The organism is Affinundibacterium flavidum, assembly GCF_014284175.1.
Lineage (GTDB): Bacteria > Pseudomonadota > Gammaproteobacteria > Burkholderiales > Burkholderiaceae_D > Undibacterium > Undibacterium flavidum.
Genome location: NZ_JACOGA010000010.1, coordinates 165,162 through 182,404 on the forward strand (window position 1 = coordinate 165,162; position 17,243 = coordinate 182,404).

The following is a 17,243-nucleotide window of genomic DNA, read 5'->3' on the forward strand; positions in this document are numbered from 1 at the left end:
CCATTTGCATGAGGCATCCGCTGATTGTCAATGTTAACGATGATTACGTGACATCATCATTAGTCGCTCGAACAAATGTACGTCTTGCTCGTTCTTCAAGAGCGCCCCATGTAGCGGGGGAACGATATTCTTGTTCTCTTTGCTCAGTAGAGCTTCCGCAGGTATATCTTCCGCCAGTAATAATTTCAACCAATCGATCAATTCAGACGTGGATGGCTTCTTCTTGAGGCCATTGACTTCGCGCAATTGATAGAAGGCTTCCAAAGCATTGTTGAGCAATTCATTTTTTAAATTCGGAAAATGTACATTGACAATCGCCTGCATAGTTTCTTTGTCAGGGAATTTAATGTAATGGAAGAAACAACGACGCAAGAAGGCGTCAGGTAATTCTTTCTCATTGTTTGAGGTAATGATGACCAAAGGTCGATGTTTGGTACGTATCATTTCACGGGTTTCGTAGACATAAAATTCCATGCGATCTAATTCACGCAATAAATCGTTAGGGAATTCAATATCGGCCTTGTCGATCTCATCAATCAAAAGAACTACAGGTTCGTCGGCGTGGAAGGCTTGCCACAATACCCCTTTGACAATGTAGTTGTGAATATCTTTTACGCGTTCATCTCCGAGTTGTGAGTCGCGCAGACGCGAGACGGCGTCGTATTCGTAGAGACCCTGCTGTGCTTTGGTAGTAGATTTGATGTGCCATTGCATCAAGGGCATATTTAAGGCCGCAGCGACTTCTTCTGCTAGCATGGTTTTGCCTGTACCTGGTTCACCTTTAATCAATAAAGGGCGTTGCAGGGTTAATGCAGCATTGACGGCGAGCTTGAGATCATCGGTGGCGACATAGTTGTCTGCACCGTTAAAACGTTGATTGGTTTTCATGTAGTGAAATGATGCGAAAGGATTTGTTGCGTTGAGCTGCTAAAAATTTAGGTACGAGTATAAACAAAAAAACTTATTTACATGTGAAGCAAGGGAATTCTGGCGGAAAGCCTCGAATCGTCAAAATTGCTGAATTGTGTTTTCATAAGAATTACTTAAATGCCCTTTGCCTCGTAATTTGTGACTGAAACACACATGAAATTTGCGCAAAATTAACGGTTATCGGCTAAAATGCTGACTTCGATCAAATCGCTGTTTTGATTTTCTTGATTATTTTCTCTCAGCTAATATGAAAAAATTATTTGCTCTACTCGCTTTGGCGAGCGTCGCACAGGTTGCTGTGTCGGCTGAAGTTGTTGGTAATGCGAAAGCCGCAGAAAACAAAGTGGCAATGTGTATCGGTTGCCACGCAATCCCAGGTTATAAAGCAACTTTCCCTGAAGTTTATCAAGTGCCTATGATTGGTGGTCAATCTGCGAAATACATTGAAAGTGCGTTGAAAGCCTATCGTAAAGGTGATCGCAAACATCCATCAATGCGCGGTATTGCCGGTAGCTTGAGCGATCAGGATATCGCTGACTTAGCTGCTTACTATTCACAACAAAACGCACAACAAAAATAAGCAGGGGAAATTATGAAAAAAATCGCTTTCGCCGTTTTGGCTGTTGTCATGTCTTCTGCTGCATTTGCAGGTGCAAATATAGAAGCTGGTAAAGCAGCTGCTGCCAAATTTAACTGCGCATCATGCCATGGTGCTAATTTTAATGAGCCTGTTGATCCAAGCTATCCGAAGTTGGCTGGTCAACATAAGGACTATTTGGTTCAGGCATTGAAATCTTATCAACGCGCTGGAGTAGGTACTTCAGGCCGTAGTAATGCGATCATGGAAGCGCAAGCCAAAGCTTTGAGCAATGCAGACATTGAAAACATTGCAGCGTATTTAAATAGTTTGCAAGGTAGCTTAGTTCTGAAGAAATAATTTTTCTGCGCTTTGCTCGAAAAAAAGCCACGTTCTCGCGTGGCTTTTTTATTGCTCATTTGAATGCGGTGTTTGTATCTATTTTCCAGCTCTGCGCATCAAGGCGGATAAATAAGCCTCACCATCTGGTGGCGTACCATTTCGCTGCGAATTCCAAATCATTTCACCCAAACAATCCATCATTTCATGATGTGCTTCGTGAATGGAATTTTTTTTGTGCGCCAAGGCTTCATACGCAACACGCACACCATGTGGTTGATTAATCGTGACTTGTTCAGCGATCGTCAAATGCATAGAGAGGTGAAGAAAGGGATTGGTTTTGCCCGAATCGACACTGTAATTTCTTTGTAGTGCAGCTTCAACATCGCGAAAGTCTTCGGCATATTCAGGATGTTGAGAAATCCAATCGGCAGCGATGGTTTCTAAAGGCGTGAGAATTTCTTTAGCGTGATATTTGCGGAAGGTCTCGCAAAAAAAACGGCGTACGTCGTCTTGACTGGGATTGAACATGTTCTGCTTGATGAGCTCTTGATTGAATTTCAGTATTTTACTGGGGATTTGATATGCCCGTAATTTTTGCCTGATCATATTGGGGAGCATGCCCCTGAAGAAAAAACTATTTTCGGTTATGATCGCGACTTCGTTTATTGAAAGTTATCTCATCATGTTAAATCAAGAATCATTGGATTTATTATTTTCTTCCGCACGCACGCACAATGTTTGGTTGGATAAAGCAGTTAGTGATGAGCAAATTCAGGCGATCTACCATGCGATGAAATGGGCGCCAACATCAGCTAACTCATGCCCAGCACGTTTTGTATTTGTAAAATCGGCAGAGCAAAAAGAGAAACTGGTAGCATGTATGTCGCCAGGTAACGCAGCAAAAACGCGCCAGGCGCCTGTGACTGTAATCATTGGGATGGATTTAGCGTTTTATGAAAAATTGATCAAATTATTTCCACATGCGCCTGATGCACGCTCTTGGTTCGAAGGTAATCAAGCGAATATTGAAGCGACTGCTTTCAGAAACTCTAGTTTGCAAGGTGCTTACATGATGATGGCAGCTCGTGCTTTAGGTTTGGATTGTGGCCCTATGTCAGGATTTGATGCGGATAAAATCAATGCTGCTTTTTTTGCCGATACGCCAGTAAAAGTGAATTTTGTGTGCAGTATCGGCTATGGTGATGCGGAAAAACTATTCCCGCGTTCGCCACGTTTGGATTTTGATGAGGCGTGCCAAATCGTTTAATTAGGTGATTAGGCGAGATGTAGGTCAAATCTTGATCGTTGTCGTAGTAAAACAAACGCTCTTACACATTCTCTGGTAAGGGCGTTTTTTGTTTGAATTCACATAAATCAGCAATCATACAATTCCAACATTTGGGTGTACGCGCAATGCAAGTGTAGCGACCATGCAAGATCAGCCAATGATGGGCATCGAGTTTGAAATCATTCGGCACAAATTTCAATAATTTTTCTTCGACGATATCAACGTTTTTTCCTGGCGCGATACCAGTGCGATTTGAAACGCGGAAAATATGCGTGTCGACCGCAATCGTAGGCTCACCAAATGCAGTGTTGAGCACGACATTCGCCGTTTTTCTACCGACGCCAGGTAGCGCTTCTAAAGCTTCTCGTGTACGTGGCACTTCACCTTTGTGTTGTTCTAATAAAATGCGGCAAGTTTCGATGGTATTCTTGGCTTTGGTGCGAAAAAGTCCTATCGTTTGTATGTAGGGAATTAAGCCGTCTACACCTAAATCAAATATCTTCTGTGATGTGTTGGCGATAGGGTAGAGCCGTTTAGTTGCTTTATTTACGGAGACGTCGGTCGCTTGGGCGGATAGTAAGACCGCGATCAATAATTCAAACGGCGTTGTGTATTCTAGCTCAGTGGTCGGATGCGGATTTTGTGCTCGCAAGCGGGTGAATATTTCCAGGCGTTTGTTGGCATTCATAAGATTTCGGTCGACTTAATATTATTGTTGCAGCTCTTTTTTGCTGTTGGCGCGTAAGATTGCGTTGGCGATGATTTTCTTCTTGCGTTCTTTTTCGTCTAACTCACTTTGCGTTTCTGCGGTCTCGGACGAGACTAATTGGAGTTTTTCGTGCGCCTTTGCTAATAAGCGTTTTTCATTTTCCTGTTTTTCTCGAATGAGACGCAGTTCTCTTTGTTGGTGGCGTAATTTTGCGCTATCAGCCTGTTCTTGTGACCACGCTTGCCAGCCAGTTGATGTGCTAGAGGTTGGTAACATAATGATGCAATCTACTGGGCAGGGCGCAACACACAAATCGCAGCCCGTGCATAAATCAGGAATGACGGTATGCATTTGCTTGTTCGCACCCATGATGGCATCGACTGGGCATGCTTGTATGCAAAGCGTACAACCGATGCAGGTGGCTTCCTCAATAAAGGCGACGGTGCGTGCTTTCTCTATGCCATTGGCTGGATTCAAGGGAATGCTTGTTTTGCCTAATAAATTGGCGAGTCTATTGATACCTTCTTGTCCACCGGGAGGGCATTGATTGTAGTTTGCACTGTCATCTGCTATCGCAAGGGCGTATTCTTGGCAGGCGGGGTATCCGCATTTGGTGCATTGCGTTTGTGGTAATAAGTTATTGATTTGTTCAGCGAGAGTGGGTGCCACGGCTTCTAATTCTCTTTGCGATAAAGTTGATATTATCCGCTCAAAGCTAAAGCTGGACAAATTCCTTGTGAAAATCTTCAGTATTTCCCTCTAAGTTTGCGAGCAGATTGCAGCCTAAAATTGAGAAAATGCTTTTTGGAAAGTATTCTGCGATTGCCTGAGGGGCTCAATTGCGCTATAATTCGAGGGTTTAGCTTATTCAAATCTCGTCGTAGCGCATATCCAAAAAATCACTCTCTACTTTGATTGTTCCTCATTCTCCGGATAGCGCTCTGTTATTAAAGCGGTGTTCTGAGAACAGCAAGTAACGATCGATGTTTGGGCGCGCAACGGCGGTAACACTACAGGAGTTGCCCTTGCTGCCCATTCCGCAGTCCTTAAGTTCCAATCCCGATACCGTCGCTATTCTTGCCCTCGCTGATGGCACGATTTTTACGGGTGTCTCCATTGGCGCCGCCGGTCATACGATCGGTGAAGTTGTTTTCAATACCTCCATGACTGGTTATCAAGAAATCTTGACTGACCCTAGTTATAGTTCCCAAATCGTTACCTTAACTTATCCGCACATCGGCAATACGGGTGTGAATGCGGAAGACGTCGAATCCGATAAAATTCATGCTGCTGGTTTGATCATCAAAGATCTGCCTTTGCTGGTATCGAATTTCCGTTCTGAGCAATCTTTGGCGGATTACCTGAAATCACAAAACATCGTTGCTATCGCCGGTATTGATACGCGCAAATTGACACGTATCTTGCGCGAAAAAGGTGCGCAAGGTGGTGCGATTTTGGTGGGCAAAGATGCAGCGAAAGCTTTAGAGTTGGCGAAGTCTTTCCCAGGTTTGTCGGGCATGGATCTGGCGAAAGTGGTTTCTGTTTCTAAGTCTTATGAGTGGACAGAAGCAGAATGGAAACTCGGTCAAGGCTACGGACAATTAAGTAATCCAGAATTTCATGTCGTTGCTTTCGATTTCGGCGTGAAGCGTAATATTCTGCGTATGTTGGCAGAGCGCGGTTGCAAAGTAACCGTGTTGCCCGCGCAATCTACAGCGGCGGACGTACTGGCATTGAATCCTGATGGCGTATTTTTGTCGAATGGCCCTGGCGATCCAGAACCTTGCGATTACGCGATTGCAGCGTCTAAGGAATTGATCGAAAAAGGTATTCCAACTTTCGGTATTTGTCTCGGTCATCAAATTATGGCTTTGGCGTCTGGTGCAAAAACTTTGAAGATGAAGTTTGGTCATCACGGTGCCAACCATCCTGTGCAAGATCTTGATACTAAACAAGTTTTGATCACTTCGCAGAATCATGGTTTTGCGGTTGATGCCGCATCCTTGCCAGACAATTGCCGCGTCACGCATGTATCTTTGTTCGACGGTTCTTTGCAAGGTTTTGCCCGTACGGATAAACCAGCATTTTGTTTCCAAGGTCATCCTGAAGCTTCACCAGGTCCGCATGATATTGCCTACCTGTTTGACCGTTTCACGAACTTGATGAAGACAGCAAAGTTGGAGAAGAACAAAAATGCCTAAGCGTATAGACATAAAAAGTATTTTAATTATTGGCGCGGGTCCTATCATTATTGGTCAGGCGTGCGAGTTTGATTATTCTGGCGCACAGGCTTGCAAAGCTTTGCGTGAAGAGGGCTACAAAGTTATTTTGGTGAACAGCAATCCTGCCACCATCATGACGGATCCAGAGATGGCCGATGTGACTTACATTGAGCCAATTACCTGGCAAGTGGTAGAGCGCATTATCGACAAAGAACGTCCAGATGCGATCTTGCCGACGATGGGCGGTCAAACTGCCTTGAACTGTGCTCTGGATTTGCATAAGCATGGCGTGCTGGAAAAGTACAAATGTGAATTGATCGGTGCATCTCCGGAAGCAATCGATAAAGCGGAAGACCGTTCCAAATTCAAAGATGCGATGACCAAAATTGGCCTGGGTTCTGCGCGTTCTGGCGTAGCACATAGCATGGAAGAATCATGGGCTGTGCAAAAGACAGTCGGCTTCCCAGTCATCATTCGTCCATCCTTCACGATGGGTGGCACGGGTGGTGGTATCGCCTACAATGAAGAAGAATTCGAAACGATTTGCAAACGCGGTTTGGAAGCATCACCAACCAACGAATTATTGATTGAAGAATCTTTGATTGGTTGGAAAGAGTACGAGATGGAAGTCGTGCGCGATAAAGCGGACAACTGTATCATCGTGTGCTCGATTGAAAACTTAGATCCTATGGGTGTGCATACGGGTGATTCAATCACGGTAGCGCCAGCACAAACTTTGACCGATAAAGAATACCAAATCATGCGTAACGCCTCTTTGGCAGTCTTGCGCGAGATTGGTGTCGATACGGGCGGTTCCAATGTACAGTTCTCCGTCAATCCTGCTGATGGTCGTATGATCGTCATTGAGATGAATCCACGTGTTTCTCGCTCATCTGCTTTGGCATCGAAAGCGACTGGTTTCCCAATCGCGAAGATTGCTGCGAAACTTGCAGTCGGTTTCACATTGGATGAATTGCGTAACGAAATTACGGGCGGTCAAACGCCGGCGTCTTTCGAGCCATCTATCGATTACGTTGTAACGAAGATTCCACGTTTTACATTTGAAAAATTCCCGCAAGCGGATAACCGTTTGACGACACAAATGAAGTCGGTTGGTGAAGTGATGGCAATTGGCCGTACCTTCCAGGAATCCTTCCAAAAAGCCTTGCGCGGCTTGGAAGTCGGCGTGGATGGTATGAACGAAAAAACCACTGACCGCGAAGTCTTGGAAAAAGAACTCGGTGCGCCAGGCCCAGATCGCATCTGGTACGTTGGTGACGCGTTCGCACAAGGTTTTACGATGGAAGAAGTGCATCAATTGACGCGCATCGATCCATGGTTTTTGGCGCAAATCAAAGATATCATTGATATCGAATTGTGGCTGGAGACACAGTCTTTGGACGCCGTCGATAAAGATCTGTTGTTGAAGCTGAAGAAAAAAGGTTTCTCTGATCGTCGTTTGGCAAAACTCTTGAAATCCACAGGAACAGCCGTGCGTGAAAAACGTATTGCTTTGAATGTGCGTCCTGTCTATAAACGTGTTGATACTTGTGCCGGTGAGTTCGCGACTAAAACAGCTTACATGTATTCTACTTATGAAGATGAGTGCGAATCAGCGCCCACCGACAAGAAGAAAATCATAGTTTTGGGTGGTGGTCCAAACCGTATTGGTCAAGGTATTGAATTCGATTACTGCTGTGTGCATGCAGCGTTCGCGATGCGTGAAGATGGCTACGAAACGATTATGGTTAACTGTAATCCAGAAACCGTTTCTACCGATTACGACACTTCGGATCGTCTGTATTTCGAACCATTAACTTTGGAAGATGTTTTGGAAATTGTTGACTTGGAAAAACCAGTTGGCGTGATCGTGCAATATGGTGGTCAGACACCATTGAAATTGGCACTCGAATTAGAAGCGAATGGTGTGCCAATTATTGGTACTTCGCCAGACATGATCGATGCGGCTGAAGATCGTGAACGCTTCCAAAAAATGTTGCATGAATTAGGCTTGCGCCAACCTCCAAATCGCACAGCACGTACTGAAGATGAAGCCATCGCTTTGGCACAGGAAATCGGTTATCCACTCGTGGTACGTCCGTCCTATGTTTTGGGTGGTCGTGCAATGGAAATCGTGCATGAACAACGTGATCTGGAACGCTATATGCGCGAAGCGGTCAAAGTGTCACACGATTCCCCAGTGTTGTTGGATCGATTCTTAAATGACGCGATTGAAGTGGACGTTGATTGTTTGTCCGACGGTACACGCACTTTCATCGGCGGCGTGATGGAACATATCGAACAAGCTGGTGTGCACTCTGGTGACTCCGCCTGTTCTTTGCCTCCATATTCATTGAAGCAAGCAACGATTGATGAACTAAAACGTCAAACCAGTTTGATGGCCAAAGGCTTGAATGTGGTCGGTTTGATGAACGTGCAATTCGCGATTCAACAAAAAGATGGCGAAGATGTCGTCTACGTGTTGGAAGTGAATCCACGCGCGTCCCGCACTGTGCCTTATGTTTCTAAGGTCACCGGTTTGCAATTGGCAAAAATCGCGGCGCGTTGTATGGTCGGTCAGTCTTTGGATTCTCAAGGTATTTACAAAGAAGTGATTCCATCCTACTTCAGTGTGAAAGAAGCGGTGTTCCCATTCGTGAAGTTCCCTGGTGTCGATACGATTTTGGGACCTGAAATGAAATCGACTGGTGAAGTCATGGGTGTCGGCAAGACTTTCGGTGAAGCTTTTGTTAAATCGCAATTAGGCGCTGGTGTTAAATTACCTAGATCCGGTAAAGTGTTCTTGACTGTCAAAAATGCGGATAAGCCTCGTGCAATTAATATCGCGAAGAACTTGATCGCGATGGGCTTTGAGTTGGTTGCTACTAAAGGGACTGCAGCGGCAATTTCAGCTGCTGGTGTGACTTGTGCATCAGTAAATAAGGTCGCTGAAGGTCGTCCACACGTCGTTGACTTGTTGAAAAACCGTGAAGTCGTGATGGTCATCAACACCGTTGAAGAAAAACGTAATGCGATCGCCGATTCTCGTTCGATTCGTGTTTCGGCTTTAGCTTCTGGAGCGACGACAATTACGACGATTGCTGGTGCGGAAGCCGCGGTGGAAGGTATGCGTCATTTGGATGAATTGCATGTCTATGATTTACAAGGTCTGCATAAGTCTTTACACTAAGCGCAATTCTGCGAATTCCTAACTAACAGGAAATCGCATACTGAGAGGTCACAATCAACAATGAGCAATCATTGTTCTTGTGACCTCTCTACTTTTAGGCATGATGGCAATCCATCTTGTTTTTTTAACTTGGGATTTTATCCCAGTATTTTTTTCTAATTTTTTACTTAAATATTGTAGATAGCTATGAGTACAGTACCCCTGACTAAATTTGGTGCAGAATTGCTCAAGCAAGAGTTGCACAAATTAAAGACCAAAGAGCGTCCTGAAGTGATCAACGCGATTGCAGAAGCGCGCGCGCAAGGCGATTTGTCTGAGAATGCAGAATATGACGCAGCCAAAGAGCGTCAAAGTTTTATCGAAGGCCGCATTGCAGAACTCGATGGTAAATTGAGTGCAGCACAAGTTATCGATCCTACTGAATTGGATGCAGAAGGGCGCGTAGTGTTTGCTGCGACCGTACATCTGGAAGATTTGGAAAATGGACAGAAAGTTCAATACCAAATCGTCGGTGAAGACGAAGCTGATTTGAAGTTAAATAAAGTATCGATTACTTCACCTATTGCACGTGCTTTAATTGGTAAATACGCGGGAGATGTCGTTGGTGTGCAAGCGCCAGCTGGCGTTCGCGAGTATGAAATTTTAGACGTGCTGTACATCTAAATCATTTAGTATTGGTTCAGCGTCATTGCTGGACTGTGATTTAGACAAGTAAAAAATTGAAGGCAGTCGCAAAAAAATGGGGCGCTAAGAAGCGCCCCTCTTTGATGGTGGTCTAAGAGGCTTAGATCACGTTTTGCTAGATTTTTTGACGCTGGTTTGACGTGGTTTAGCACGTTTGATCGTGCCACCTTGGGTTACACGTTCATTGCCTTTGACTAAAACTTTAGAAACAGATGGTTTTTTCGTGCCACTTGCGCTAGGCTTCACAATAGTTACTTCACGTAAGCCTTTGCCGCGTTTCACAAACTTAGTTTCTTTGACGCCGTCAAGTTTAGGGCGATAAATGACTAGTAATTTACCAATGTGTTGGACTGGCTCGGCACCAAGTTCCGCACAAATAGTTTCATACATAGCCACGCGTGCTTCACGATCATCACCGAAAACGCGAACCTTGATTAATCCGTGTGAGTTTAAGCTGGCATCAATTTCTTTTGTGACTGCCGGTGTTAAGCCCGCTTCACCGATGATAACGATAGGTTTGAGACCATGCGCTTCAGCACGTAACTCACTACGTTCAGCTGGTGTGAGTTTTGATTTTGGTTTGATTATTGCAGTTGTTGCGTCGTTTGACATATAAATTCCTTTAAAAGCAGTATTTTACGCCAATGGCCAAGAATAAATTCAATCAAAATTGGGTTCACGATCATATTAATGATCCATATGTGAAATTAGCACAAAAAGAGGGCTATCGTTCGAGAGCTGTTTACAAGCTCAAAGAAATCGACGAAACCGAAAAGTTGATCAAATCTGGTCAAGTTATCGTCGATTTGGGTGCAACACCGGGTAGTTGGTCGCAATATGTACGAAATAAATTGGCTGGCAAAGAAGGGGGAGGGATTCTCGGCGAAATTTATGCGCTTGATTTGTTGGAGATGGAGCCTATCGCTGACGTCAATTTCATTCAGGGCGATTTTCGTGAAGAAGACGTGTTGTCTCAACTAGAAGCTAAGCTCCACGGGAAAAAAGTCGATGTCGTGTTATCGGATATGGCGCCAAATTTGTCTGGAAATGGTACTGTCGATGGCGCGCGCGTCGAATACATAATTGAATTAGCAGTCGAATTTGCTAAGGCGCATTTGAAACCAAATGGTGCCTTGTTAGTAAAATGTTTTCATGGCACTAGCTATAATACGTTAGTGACTTTATTCAAAAATGAATTTAATACGGTCGCGAATAAAAAGCCAAAAGCCAGCAAAGACAAATCATCCGAGATCTTTTTGCTAGGAAAAGGCTTAAAACATCCGACTTAATGAAGAAAAACTGAGAAAACCGAAAAATTAATCACGATTTTGTCGGTTTTACTCTTGATAATTGTCAATCGCGACAGCATATCTTGTTCAGCAAGCTGTATTCAATGCGAGTAGAATGAACATTTATAAGTGCCAGCTGTTTCGCGCGTCATTTTTGCCCGCGACTTTTTGTGCAAATCATGCACCTGAGGAGTTTTTGTGAATAATTCAATGTTAACCAAAATTGCAATGTGGGGCGCAGTCCTTCTTGTGCTCTTTATGGTGTTTAATAAATTTGACAGTAAGAATCTGGCGGCAGGTGCGACTGTTGTTGGCTATTCTGATTTTCTAGAGGATGTGAAAGCCAAGCGAATTAAAGAAGTGACTTTTGACGATGCAAACTTATCGGCAATTGGTATTACCCAAGATGGTAAAAAAGTAAAAACGCAGGTGCCACGTCAAGAGCGCGGTTTGGTTGGTGATTTGATCGCCAATAACGTGAAGTTTGATAGTAAGCCACCTGAAGAACCATCAGTATTAGGCCAAATTTTATTTTCTTACGGCCCAATGCTGCTGTTGATCGCTGTTTGGATTTTCTTTATGCGCCAAATGCAGGGCGGCGGTAAAGGCGGTGCATTCTCATTCGGTAAGTCAAAAGCACGCATGTTGGATGACACGAATAATCATGTCACTTTTGCGGATGTGGCTGGTTGCGATGAAGCGAAAGAAGAAGTTAGCGAAGTGGTTGATTTCTTGAAAGATCCTAGTAAATTCCAAAAACTCGGTGGTCGTATTCCACGTGGCGTTTTGATGGTTGGTCCTCCAGGCACGGGTAAAACTTTGTTGGCGCGTGCAATTGCTGGTGAAGCGAAAGTGCCATTCTTTACCATTTCTGGTTCTGATTTCGTAGAAATGTTTGTTGGTGTTGGCGCATCTCGTGTGCGAGATATGTTCGACAATGCAAAAAAACATTCTCCATGTATTATTTTTATCGATGAGATCGATGCGGTTGGGCGTCATCGCGGTGCTGGTATGGGCGGCGGTAATGATGAGCGCGAACAAACCTTGAACCAAATGTTGGTCGAGATGGATGGTTTTGAACCTAATTCTGGCGTGATCGTGGTGGCTGCGACTAACCGTGCCGATGTGTTGGATAAAGCTCTATTGCGTCCAGGTCGTTTCGATCGTCAGGTGACTGTGAGTTTGCCGGATATTCGTGGTCGCGAACAGATTCTGAATGTACACATGCGCAAAGTGCCTATCGCACCGGATGTCCGCGCTGATATCTTGGCGCGTGGCACACCAGGTTTCTCCGGTGCAGACTTGGCCAATTTGGTCAATGAGTCGGCATTGTTCGCTGCACGTCGTAATAAGCGTTTGGTCGAGATGCTGGATTTTGAAGATGCCAAAGACAAGATCTACATGGGACCAGAACGTAAATCCATGGTCATGCGTGAGGACGAGCGTCGTAATACCGCTTATCACGAATCTGGTCATGCCGTCGTCGCCAAGCTTTTGCCAAAAGCGGATCCGGTTCATAAAGTAACTATCATGCCGCGCGGTAATGCGCTTGGTTTGACTTGGCAGTTGCCTGAACATGATCAGATTAGCGGTTACAAAGATAAGATGTTGGAAGAAATCGCTATCCTGTTTGGCGGTCGTATTGCTGAAGAGATCTTTGTCGGTCAAATGTCGACTGGCGCATCGAATGATTTTTCTCGTGCGACGAAGTTGGCGCGTGCGATGGTGACGCGTTTTGGTATGTCTGATACTTTGGGCGTAATGGTGTACGAAGATAGTCAGGATAGTGGTTATTTTGGTGGCTCTTCAAAAACAATCTCTGAGGCGACACAACAAAAAGTGGATGCTGAAATTCGTTCAATTTTGGATGCGCAATATGCGATTGCGCGCGGTTTGTTAGAAGCAAATCGCGAAAAAGTTGAAGTAATGACGAAAGCGCTGTTGGAGTGGGAAACCATTGATGCGGAACAAATTAATGACATCATGAATGGTTTGCAACCAAACCCACCTAAGTCGTTCACTTCTGCGCCAAAATCTTCTTCTGACACACCACCTGGCGGTGTGACGCCGAATGCGACGGCACCGGCCTAAGTCTTAAAAGAGTTAGAAGTCTTGCGAGGGTGAGGAGAAATCCTCACCCTTCATTTTTAGAGCGATCGCTTAATGACATGATGATGCTGACAACGTATTTTGAATGTGGAAGATATCGCTTCCCAATGAAAGTGCCGAACACCAATGGCGTCAAAACGGTATTCAAACCACTGGTGATGGGTATTTTGAATGTCACCCCTGATTCATTTTCTGATGGCGGAAAATTTCAATCTCTAGATCACGCGATCACGCACGCGGAGCAAATGATAGAAGACGGTGTCGATATCATTGATATCGGCGGTGAATCAAGTCGCCCCGGTGCCGTACCCTTGCCCTTGGATGAAGAATTGAAGCGCGTGATTCCATTGATTTATGCTTTGCGCGATTGTGGTAAGCCGATTTCAATTGATACCTACAAACCCGAAGTCATGCGTGAAGCAATAATCGCTGGCGCGGATATGATCAATGACATTCGCGGTTTCGATTCAGTAGAAGCGCGCGCAGTGGTGGCTGATAGTGATGTCGGTTTGTGTGTGATGCATATGCAAAAATCTCCAGAAACTATGCAAGAGCAACCAAATTATCGGCATGTGACGCAAGATGTCATCGCATTTTTACGCGAGCGTTGTGATCAACTGGTGGCTGCAGGTGTTGAGAAAAATCGACTTAGCATTGACCCTGGATTTGGATTTGGGAAAACTCTTGAGCATAATATTGAGCTCTTACAAAACATCGGCTTGATGCAGGAAGAATTAGGTTTGCCAGTGTTAGCAGGTATTTCACGCAAGACCATGATAGGCAGCATTACAGGGAAACCAGTAGAGCGCCGCATGGCAGGAAGTCTCGCAGCTGCGCTCGCTGCTATGGCGCAAGGTGCGCGTATAGTGCGTGTGCACGATGTTGCAGAGACAGTTGATGCGATACGTGTATGGCAATCAGTCCATACCGAAAAGATTGAGCGTGAGTAATCAACTCAAAATTAAACAATATCAATAAAAAAATAAGAAAGGAAAAACATGTCTCGTAAATATTTTGGTACTGATGGTATTCGTGGCAAAGTTGGCGTCAGTCCAATTACGCCTGATTTCGTCATGCGTCTCGGCTACGCTGCAGGAAAAGTGCTGGCGCAGTTGGATACTGCTACACATGCAAGGCCGACAGTGTTAATCGGTAAAGATACTCGCGTGTCTGGTTATATGTTGGAAGCGGCACTAGAGGCTGGTTTCGCGGCGGCAGGGGTTGACGTAATGCTGTCCGGCCCTATGCCAACACCCGCAATTGCCTATCTGACTCGTGCGCTACGTTTGTCTGCTGGCGTAGTGATTTCGGCTTCGCATAATCCCTATGATGATAACGGCATTAAATTTTTCTCCGCGCAAGGCACCAAATTACCAGACGAAGTCGAATTCGCGATTGAAGCCGAATTAGACAAAGAAATGCAATGCGTGAGTTCAGATAAACTGGGCAAGGCGAAACGACTGGGTGATGCGAACGGACGATATATCGAATTTTGTAAAAGTACTTATCCCAACGAACTCGATTTGCGCGGCCTCAAAATCGTCGTCGATTGCGCTCACGGTGCGGCCTACGATATTGCACCACATGTATTTCACGAGTTAGGCGCAGAAGTGATTGCGATTGGTAATCAACCAAATGGATTTAATATTAATGACAAAGTCGGTGCGACCTCGCCTGATGCACTGTCATTAGCTGTGCGTGCGAATCATGCGGATCTAGGCATCGCATTAGATGGTGATGCAGATCGACTCTTAATGGTTGATAAGAACGGTAAGATCTATGATGGCGATCAACTGCTCTACCTGATGGTCTTGGATCGCCTGGCAATCGGTCCCGTAGCGGGCGCGGTCGGAACTTTAATGACCAATATGGCGGTCGAACTGGCGTTTAAAGATTTAGGCGTAGGTTTTATTCGTGCAAAAGTGGGTGATCGTTATGTGTTGGAGCAAATGCAGCAACAAGGCTGGTTGTTGGGTGGGGAAGGTTCAGGACATTTACTTTGCCTCGACAAACACACAACGGGTGATGGTATCGTTTCTGCATTGCAGGTTTTGTCTGCGTTAAAGCGTAATGGCAAATCCTTAGATCAATGTTTTGAGAACCTCAAGCTCTTCCCACAAGTACTGATCAATGTCCGCGTTACGCCAGGTTTTGATTGGCAAAGTAATGCGGCAATGGTTGCGGAAAAAGCGCAAGTAGAAAAGGAATTGGCAGGGCAGGGACGTGTATTGATACGCGCTTCTGGAACGGAACCATTAATTCGCGTCATGGTAGAGACTTCTGATGCCGAAGTTGCGCAAAAAATGGCTCGTCGTCTAGCAAATTGCATTAGCTAATTTTGTGCAAATAGGGAATCATTCTTGAAGTTAATAGCGATAACCTGTAATATGCAGCCTTCTGATTTTTAGCACGTTAGCGAGTATTTGAACGGCTGAAAATGTGTGTGCGTCGGTAGCTCAGTTGGATAGAGCAATGCCCTTCTAAGGCATGGGTCGGGGGTTCGAACCCCTCCCGACGCGCCAAATGACTTTAAGAAAAAAGGATTACCTGTCAATCAGGTAATCCTTTTTTGTTTTTGCGGGCGAATTGTGCCGTGGATAGAAATAGAAATTTGATTACCTATCGGTCCAATTTAATAATCTTCAACTTACGCTAATTTCAAGTCAACGTCGATGTTGCCTCTTGTCGCGTTTGAATACGGGCAAACCTCGTGTGCTTTGTGGATAATACTTTCGGCAACGCTACGATCTAGCCCTGGTAAGGATACAGTCAAACTTACTTTCAAACCAAATCCACCCTGACCGTTGGGGCCAATTCCGACTTCACCTGTCACGCTGGTATCGGCGGGTAAGGCTTGTTTGGCCGCTGCGGCTACAACTTTCATCGCTCCAATAAAACAGGCTGAATAACCTGCAGCAAATAATTGTTCTGGGTTGGTTCCGTCTCCGCCTGCACCGCCAAGTTCTTTAGGCGTACTCAAGCTAATGTTCAAACGTTGATCGTCACTATTGGCGCGACCTTCGCGGCCGCCTGTTGCTGTGGCTCTTGCGGTATAAAGTACTTGCATGATATTTCCTTTGGTAATGAGATTTCAGAGATTGATTTGTCGCGACATAGTATTTGCGTGCTGCGATGGGATAAATAATATCGCACAATTTAATTGTGTACAATTTATTTTGAAAATTATATTTCTATGAATCCGATAGTCATAATTAATAACGAGGTTTTGACGAGATTGGAATCTGGTCGCTAACGACAATTAAGAGATTTTCCCTCGATAGCCATTCGTGATGTTGCGTTAGATTATGTTGTGTTTTGTTTAGCGAGTTATGCACTAATGCAACGCGTAACTCCCTGAACAAACCTAATCATCGGCGTGCAGTACATGGCGTAATTGTTGAAGTTGCTTGCGAAGCTCCGACAGCTGCTCAGGGTTTTGACCACTAGCACATAAGATCTTCTGTGGTATTTTTTCTGCATCTTTTTTGAGATTCTTGCCTTTGGAAGTCAACTTGATGCGTACTTGCCGCTCATCTTGAAGATCACGTTGTCGCGAAATAAATTCGCCAACCTCCATGCGCTTCAAGAGTGGAGTCAATGTTCCAGAATCAAGAAATAGGGCTTCACCTATGTCTTTCACCAGAATGCCGTCATTTTTCCAAAGTACCAACATGACTAAGTACTGGGGATAAGTAAGTCCGAGCTCATCCAATAAAGGCTTATAGGTTTTTGTTAAAGCATGTGACGCGGAATACAGGGCAAAACAAAATTGCCTGTCCAGAGCCAAGAAGTCATTCTGAGAGACGGGAGTTTTTTTCATGGAAAAGTCGTTTTACGTTTGAATGTTTTTTAAAATGCATGGGCAAGACTTTATCACTTTGTCGAAGGTAAGCGATAAAGTTT

At 44.8% G+C, this 17,243-nt stretch carries 17 protein-coding genes and 1 tRNA gene; 11 read left to right on the forward strand and 7 right to left on the reverse strand.

Going from position 1 to position 17,243, the window contains the following annotated elements:
* Positions 1-33: 33 nt before the first annotated feature.
* Complete coding sequence (locus tag H8K55_RS12310) at positions 34-888, reverse strand: AAA family ATPase (RefSeq protein ID WP_186942366.1); 855 nt, start codon at positions 886-888, stop codon at positions 34-36.
* Between the two features lie 289 nt (positions 889-1,177).
* On the opposite strand from H8K55_RS12310, the gene H8K55_RS12315 reads away from it, so the two are divergent.
* Both H8K55_RS12315 and H8K55_RS12320 read left to right on the forward strand, forming a co-directional pair.
* On the forward strand, positions 1,178-1,510 hold the full coding sequence (locus tag H8K55_RS12315) for a c-type cytochrome (RefSeq protein ID WP_186942367.1): 333 nt from the start codon (positions 1,178-1,180) through the stop codon (positions 1,508-1,510).
* Positions 1,511-1,522: 12 nt separating this feature from the next.
* Complete coding sequence (locus H8K55_RS12320; protein WP_186942368.1) at positions 1,523-1,867, forward strand: c-type cytochrome; 345 nt, start codon at positions 1,523-1,525, stop codon at positions 1,865-1,867.
* Positions 1,868-1,945: 78 nt separating this feature from the next.
* Here the strand turns inward: H8K55_RS12320 and H8K55_RS12325 are convergent, their stop codons facing one another.
* The gene (locus tag H8K55_RS12325; RefSeq protein ID WP_186942369.1) at positions 1,946-2,377 is read right to left on the reverse strand and encodes a DUF1841 family protein; all 432 of its coding nucleotides are present in this window, start codon (positions 2,375-2,377) and stop codon (positions 1,946-1,948) included.
* A gap of 154 nt (positions 2,378-2,531) precedes the next feature.
* Here H8K55_RS12325 and H8K55_RS12330 point away from each other — a divergent pair, with 154 nt between their 5' ends.
* Positions 2,532-3,116: a malonic semialdehyde reductase gene (locus H8K55_RS12330; RefSeq protein ID WP_186942370.1), complete on the forward strand. Its 585-nt coding sequence runs from the start codon at positions 2,532-2,534 to the stop codon at positions 3,114-3,116.
* A 61-nt stretch (positions 3,117-3,177) separates the two neighbouring features.
* Here H8K55_RS12330 and nth read toward each other — a convergent pair whose 3' ends face one another.
* A complete protein-coding gene (gene nth / locus H8K55_RS12335) occupies positions 3,178-3,825 on the reverse strand; it encodes an endonuclease III (protein WP_186942371.1) in 648 nt (215 codons plus the stop codon).
* A 21-nt stretch (positions 3,826-3,846) separates the two neighbouring features.
* Positions 3,847-4,548, reverse strand: coding sequence for an electron transport complex subunit RsxB (gene rsxB / locus H8K55_RS12340; RefSeq protein WP_186942420.1), 702 nt, complete (start codon positions 4,546-4,548; stop codon positions 3,847-3,849).
* Positions 4,549-4,880: 332 nt separating this feature from the next.
* Between rsxB and carA the strand changes: the two genes are divergently transcribed.
* The 3 genes from carA to greA all read left to right on the forward strand — a co-directional run bounded on the left by carA (position 4,881) and on the right by greA (position 9,921).
* The gene (gene carA, locus H8K55_RS12345) at positions 4,881-6,047 is read left to right on the forward strand and encodes a glutamine-hydrolyzing carbamoyl-phosphate synthase small subunit (protein ID WP_329605036.1); all 1,167 of its coding nucleotides are present in this window, start codon (positions 4,881-4,883) and stop codon (positions 6,045-6,047) included.
* The gene (gene carB, locus H8K55_RS12350) at positions 6,040-9,258 is read left to right on the forward strand and encodes a carbamoyl-phosphate synthase large subunit (protein WP_186942373.1); all 3,219 of its coding nucleotides are present in this window, start codon (positions 6,040-6,042) and stop codon (positions 9,256-9,258) included. Before carA ends, carB begins: the two co-directional genes overlap by 8 nt.
* Before the next feature lie 186 nt (positions 9,259-9,444).
* Positions 9,445-9,921 carry a transcription elongation factor GreA gene (greA, locus tag H8K55_RS12355; RefSeq protein ID WP_186942374.1) on the forward strand — a complete coding sequence of 159 codons (477 nt, stop codon included), beginning with the start codon at positions 9,445-9,447 and terminating at the stop codon, positions 9,919-9,921.
* 126 nt (positions 9,922-10,047) lie between these two features.
* Here greA and H8K55_RS12360 read toward each other — a convergent pair whose 3' ends face one another.
* Positions 10,048-10,554, reverse strand: coding sequence for a YhbY family RNA-binding protein (locus H8K55_RS12360; protein WP_186942375.1), 507 nt, complete (start codon positions 10,552-10,554; stop codon positions 10,048-10,050).
* A gap of 32 nt (positions 10,555-10,586) precedes the next feature.
* Here H8K55_RS12360 and H8K55_RS12365 point away from each other — a divergent pair, with 32 nt between their 5' ends.
* The 5 genes from H8K55_RS12365 (at position 10,587) to H8K55_RS12385 (ending at position 15,862) form a co-directional block, all read left to right on the forward strand.
* Positions 10,587-11,231, forward strand: a complete 645-nt coding sequence (locus H8K55_RS12365) for an RlmE family RNA methyltransferase (protein WP_186942376.1) — start codon at positions 10,587-10,589, stop codon at positions 11,229-11,231.
* A gap of 210 nt (positions 11,232-11,441) precedes the next feature.
* Positions 11,442-13,322 (forward strand): ATP-dependent zinc metalloprotease FtsH, encoded by a 1,881-nt coding sequence (ftsH, locus tag H8K55_RS12370; RefSeq protein WP_186942421.1) that lies wholly within the window; start codon positions 11,442-11,444, stop codon positions 13,320-13,322.
* Between the two features lie 83 nt (positions 13,323-13,405).
* A complete protein-coding gene (gene folP / locus H8K55_RS12375; RefSeq protein WP_186942422.1) occupies positions 13,406-14,290 on the forward strand; it encodes a dihydropteroate synthase in 885 nt (294 codons plus the stop codon).
* Positions 14,291-14,338: 48 nt separating this feature from the next.
* On the forward strand, positions 14,339-15,676 hold the full coding sequence (glmM, locus tag H8K55_RS12380) for a phosphoglucosamine mutase (RefSeq protein WP_186942377.1): 1,338 nt from the start codon (positions 14,339-14,341) through the stop codon (positions 15,674-15,676).
* A 109-nt stretch (positions 15,677-15,785) separates the two neighbouring features.
* Positions 15,786-15,862, forward strand: a tRNA-Arg gene (locus H8K55_RS12385).
* A 125-nt stretch (positions 15,863-15,987) separates the two neighbouring features.
* Here the strand turns inward: H8K55_RS12385 and H8K55_RS12390 are convergent.
* A complete protein-coding gene (locus H8K55_RS12390; protein ID WP_186942378.1) occupies positions 15,988-16,407 on the reverse strand; it encodes an organic hydroperoxide resistance protein in 420 nt (139 codons plus the stop codon).
* Between the two features lie 297 nt (positions 16,408-16,704).
* Positions 16,705-17,160 (reverse strand): MarR family winged helix-turn-helix transcriptional regulator, encoded by a 456-nt coding sequence (locus tag H8K55_RS12395; RefSeq protein WP_186942379.1) that lies wholly within the window; start codon positions 17,158-17,160, stop codon positions 16,705-16,707.
* Positions 17,161-17,243: the final 83 nt, after the last annotated feature.

What these genes read in the sequence shown, in the direction of transcription:
- H8K55_RS12310 (WP_186942366.1), bottom strand. Translation starts at nt 888, where the DNA reads ATGAAAACCAATCAACGTTTTAACGGTGCAGACAACTATGTCGCCACC.
- H8K55_RS12315 (WP_186942367.1), top strand. Translation starts at nt 1,178, where the DNA reads ATGAAAAAATTATTTGCTCTACTCGCTTTGGCGAGCGTCGCACAGGTT.
- H8K55_RS12320 (WP_186942368.1), top strand. Translation starts at nt 1,523, where the DNA reads ATGAAAAAAATCGCTTTCGCCGTTTTGGCTGTTGTCATGTCTTCTGCT.
- H8K55_RS12325 (WP_186942369.1), bottom strand. Translation starts at nt 2,377, where the DNA reads ATGTTCAATCCCAGTCAAGACGACGTACGCCGTTTTTTTTGCGAGACC.
- H8K55_RS12330 (WP_186942370.1), top strand. Translation starts at nt 2,532, where the DNA reads ATGTTAAATCAAGAATCATTGGATTTATTATTTTCTTCCGCACGCACG.
- nth (WP_186942371.1), bottom strand. Translation starts at nt 3,825, where the DNA reads ATGAATGCCAACAAACGCCTGGAAATATTCACCCGCTTGCGAGCACAA.
- carB (WP_186942373.1), top strand. Translation starts at nt 6,040, where the DNA reads ATGCCTAAGCGTATAGACATAAAAAGTATTTTAATTATTGGCGCGGGT.
- greA (WP_186942374.1), top strand. Translation starts at nt 9,445, where the DNA reads ATGAGTACAGTACCCCTGACTAAATTTGGTGCAGAATTGCTCAAGCAA.
- H8K55_RS12360 (WP_186942375.1), bottom strand. Translation starts at nt 10,554, where the DNA reads ATGTCAAACGACGCAACAACTGCAATAATCAAACCAAAATCAAAACTC.
- H8K55_RS12365 (WP_186942376.1), top strand. Translation starts at nt 10,587, where the DNA reads ATGGCCAAGAATAAATTCAATCAAAATTGGGTTCACGATCATATTAAT.
- ftsH (WP_186942421.1), top strand. Translation starts at nt 11,442, where the DNA reads ATGTTAACCAAAATTGCAATGTGGGGCGCAGTCCTTCTTGTGCTCTTT.
- folP (WP_186942422.1), top strand. Translation starts at nt 13,406, where the DNA reads ATGCTGACAACGTATTTTGAATGTGGAAGATATCGCTTCCCAATGAAA.
- glmM (WP_186942377.1), top strand. Translation starts at nt 14,339, where the DNA reads ATGTCTCGTAAATATTTTGGTACTGATGGTATTCGTGGCAAAGTTGGC.
- H8K55_RS12390 (WP_186942378.1), bottom strand. Translation starts at nt 16,407, where the DNA reads ATGCAAGTACTTTATACCGCAAGAGCCACAGCAACAGGCGGCCGCGAA.
- H8K55_RS12395 (WP_186942379.1), bottom strand. Translation starts at nt 17,160, where the DNA reads ATGAAAAAAACTCCCGTCTCTCAGAATGACTTCTTGGCTCTGGACAGG.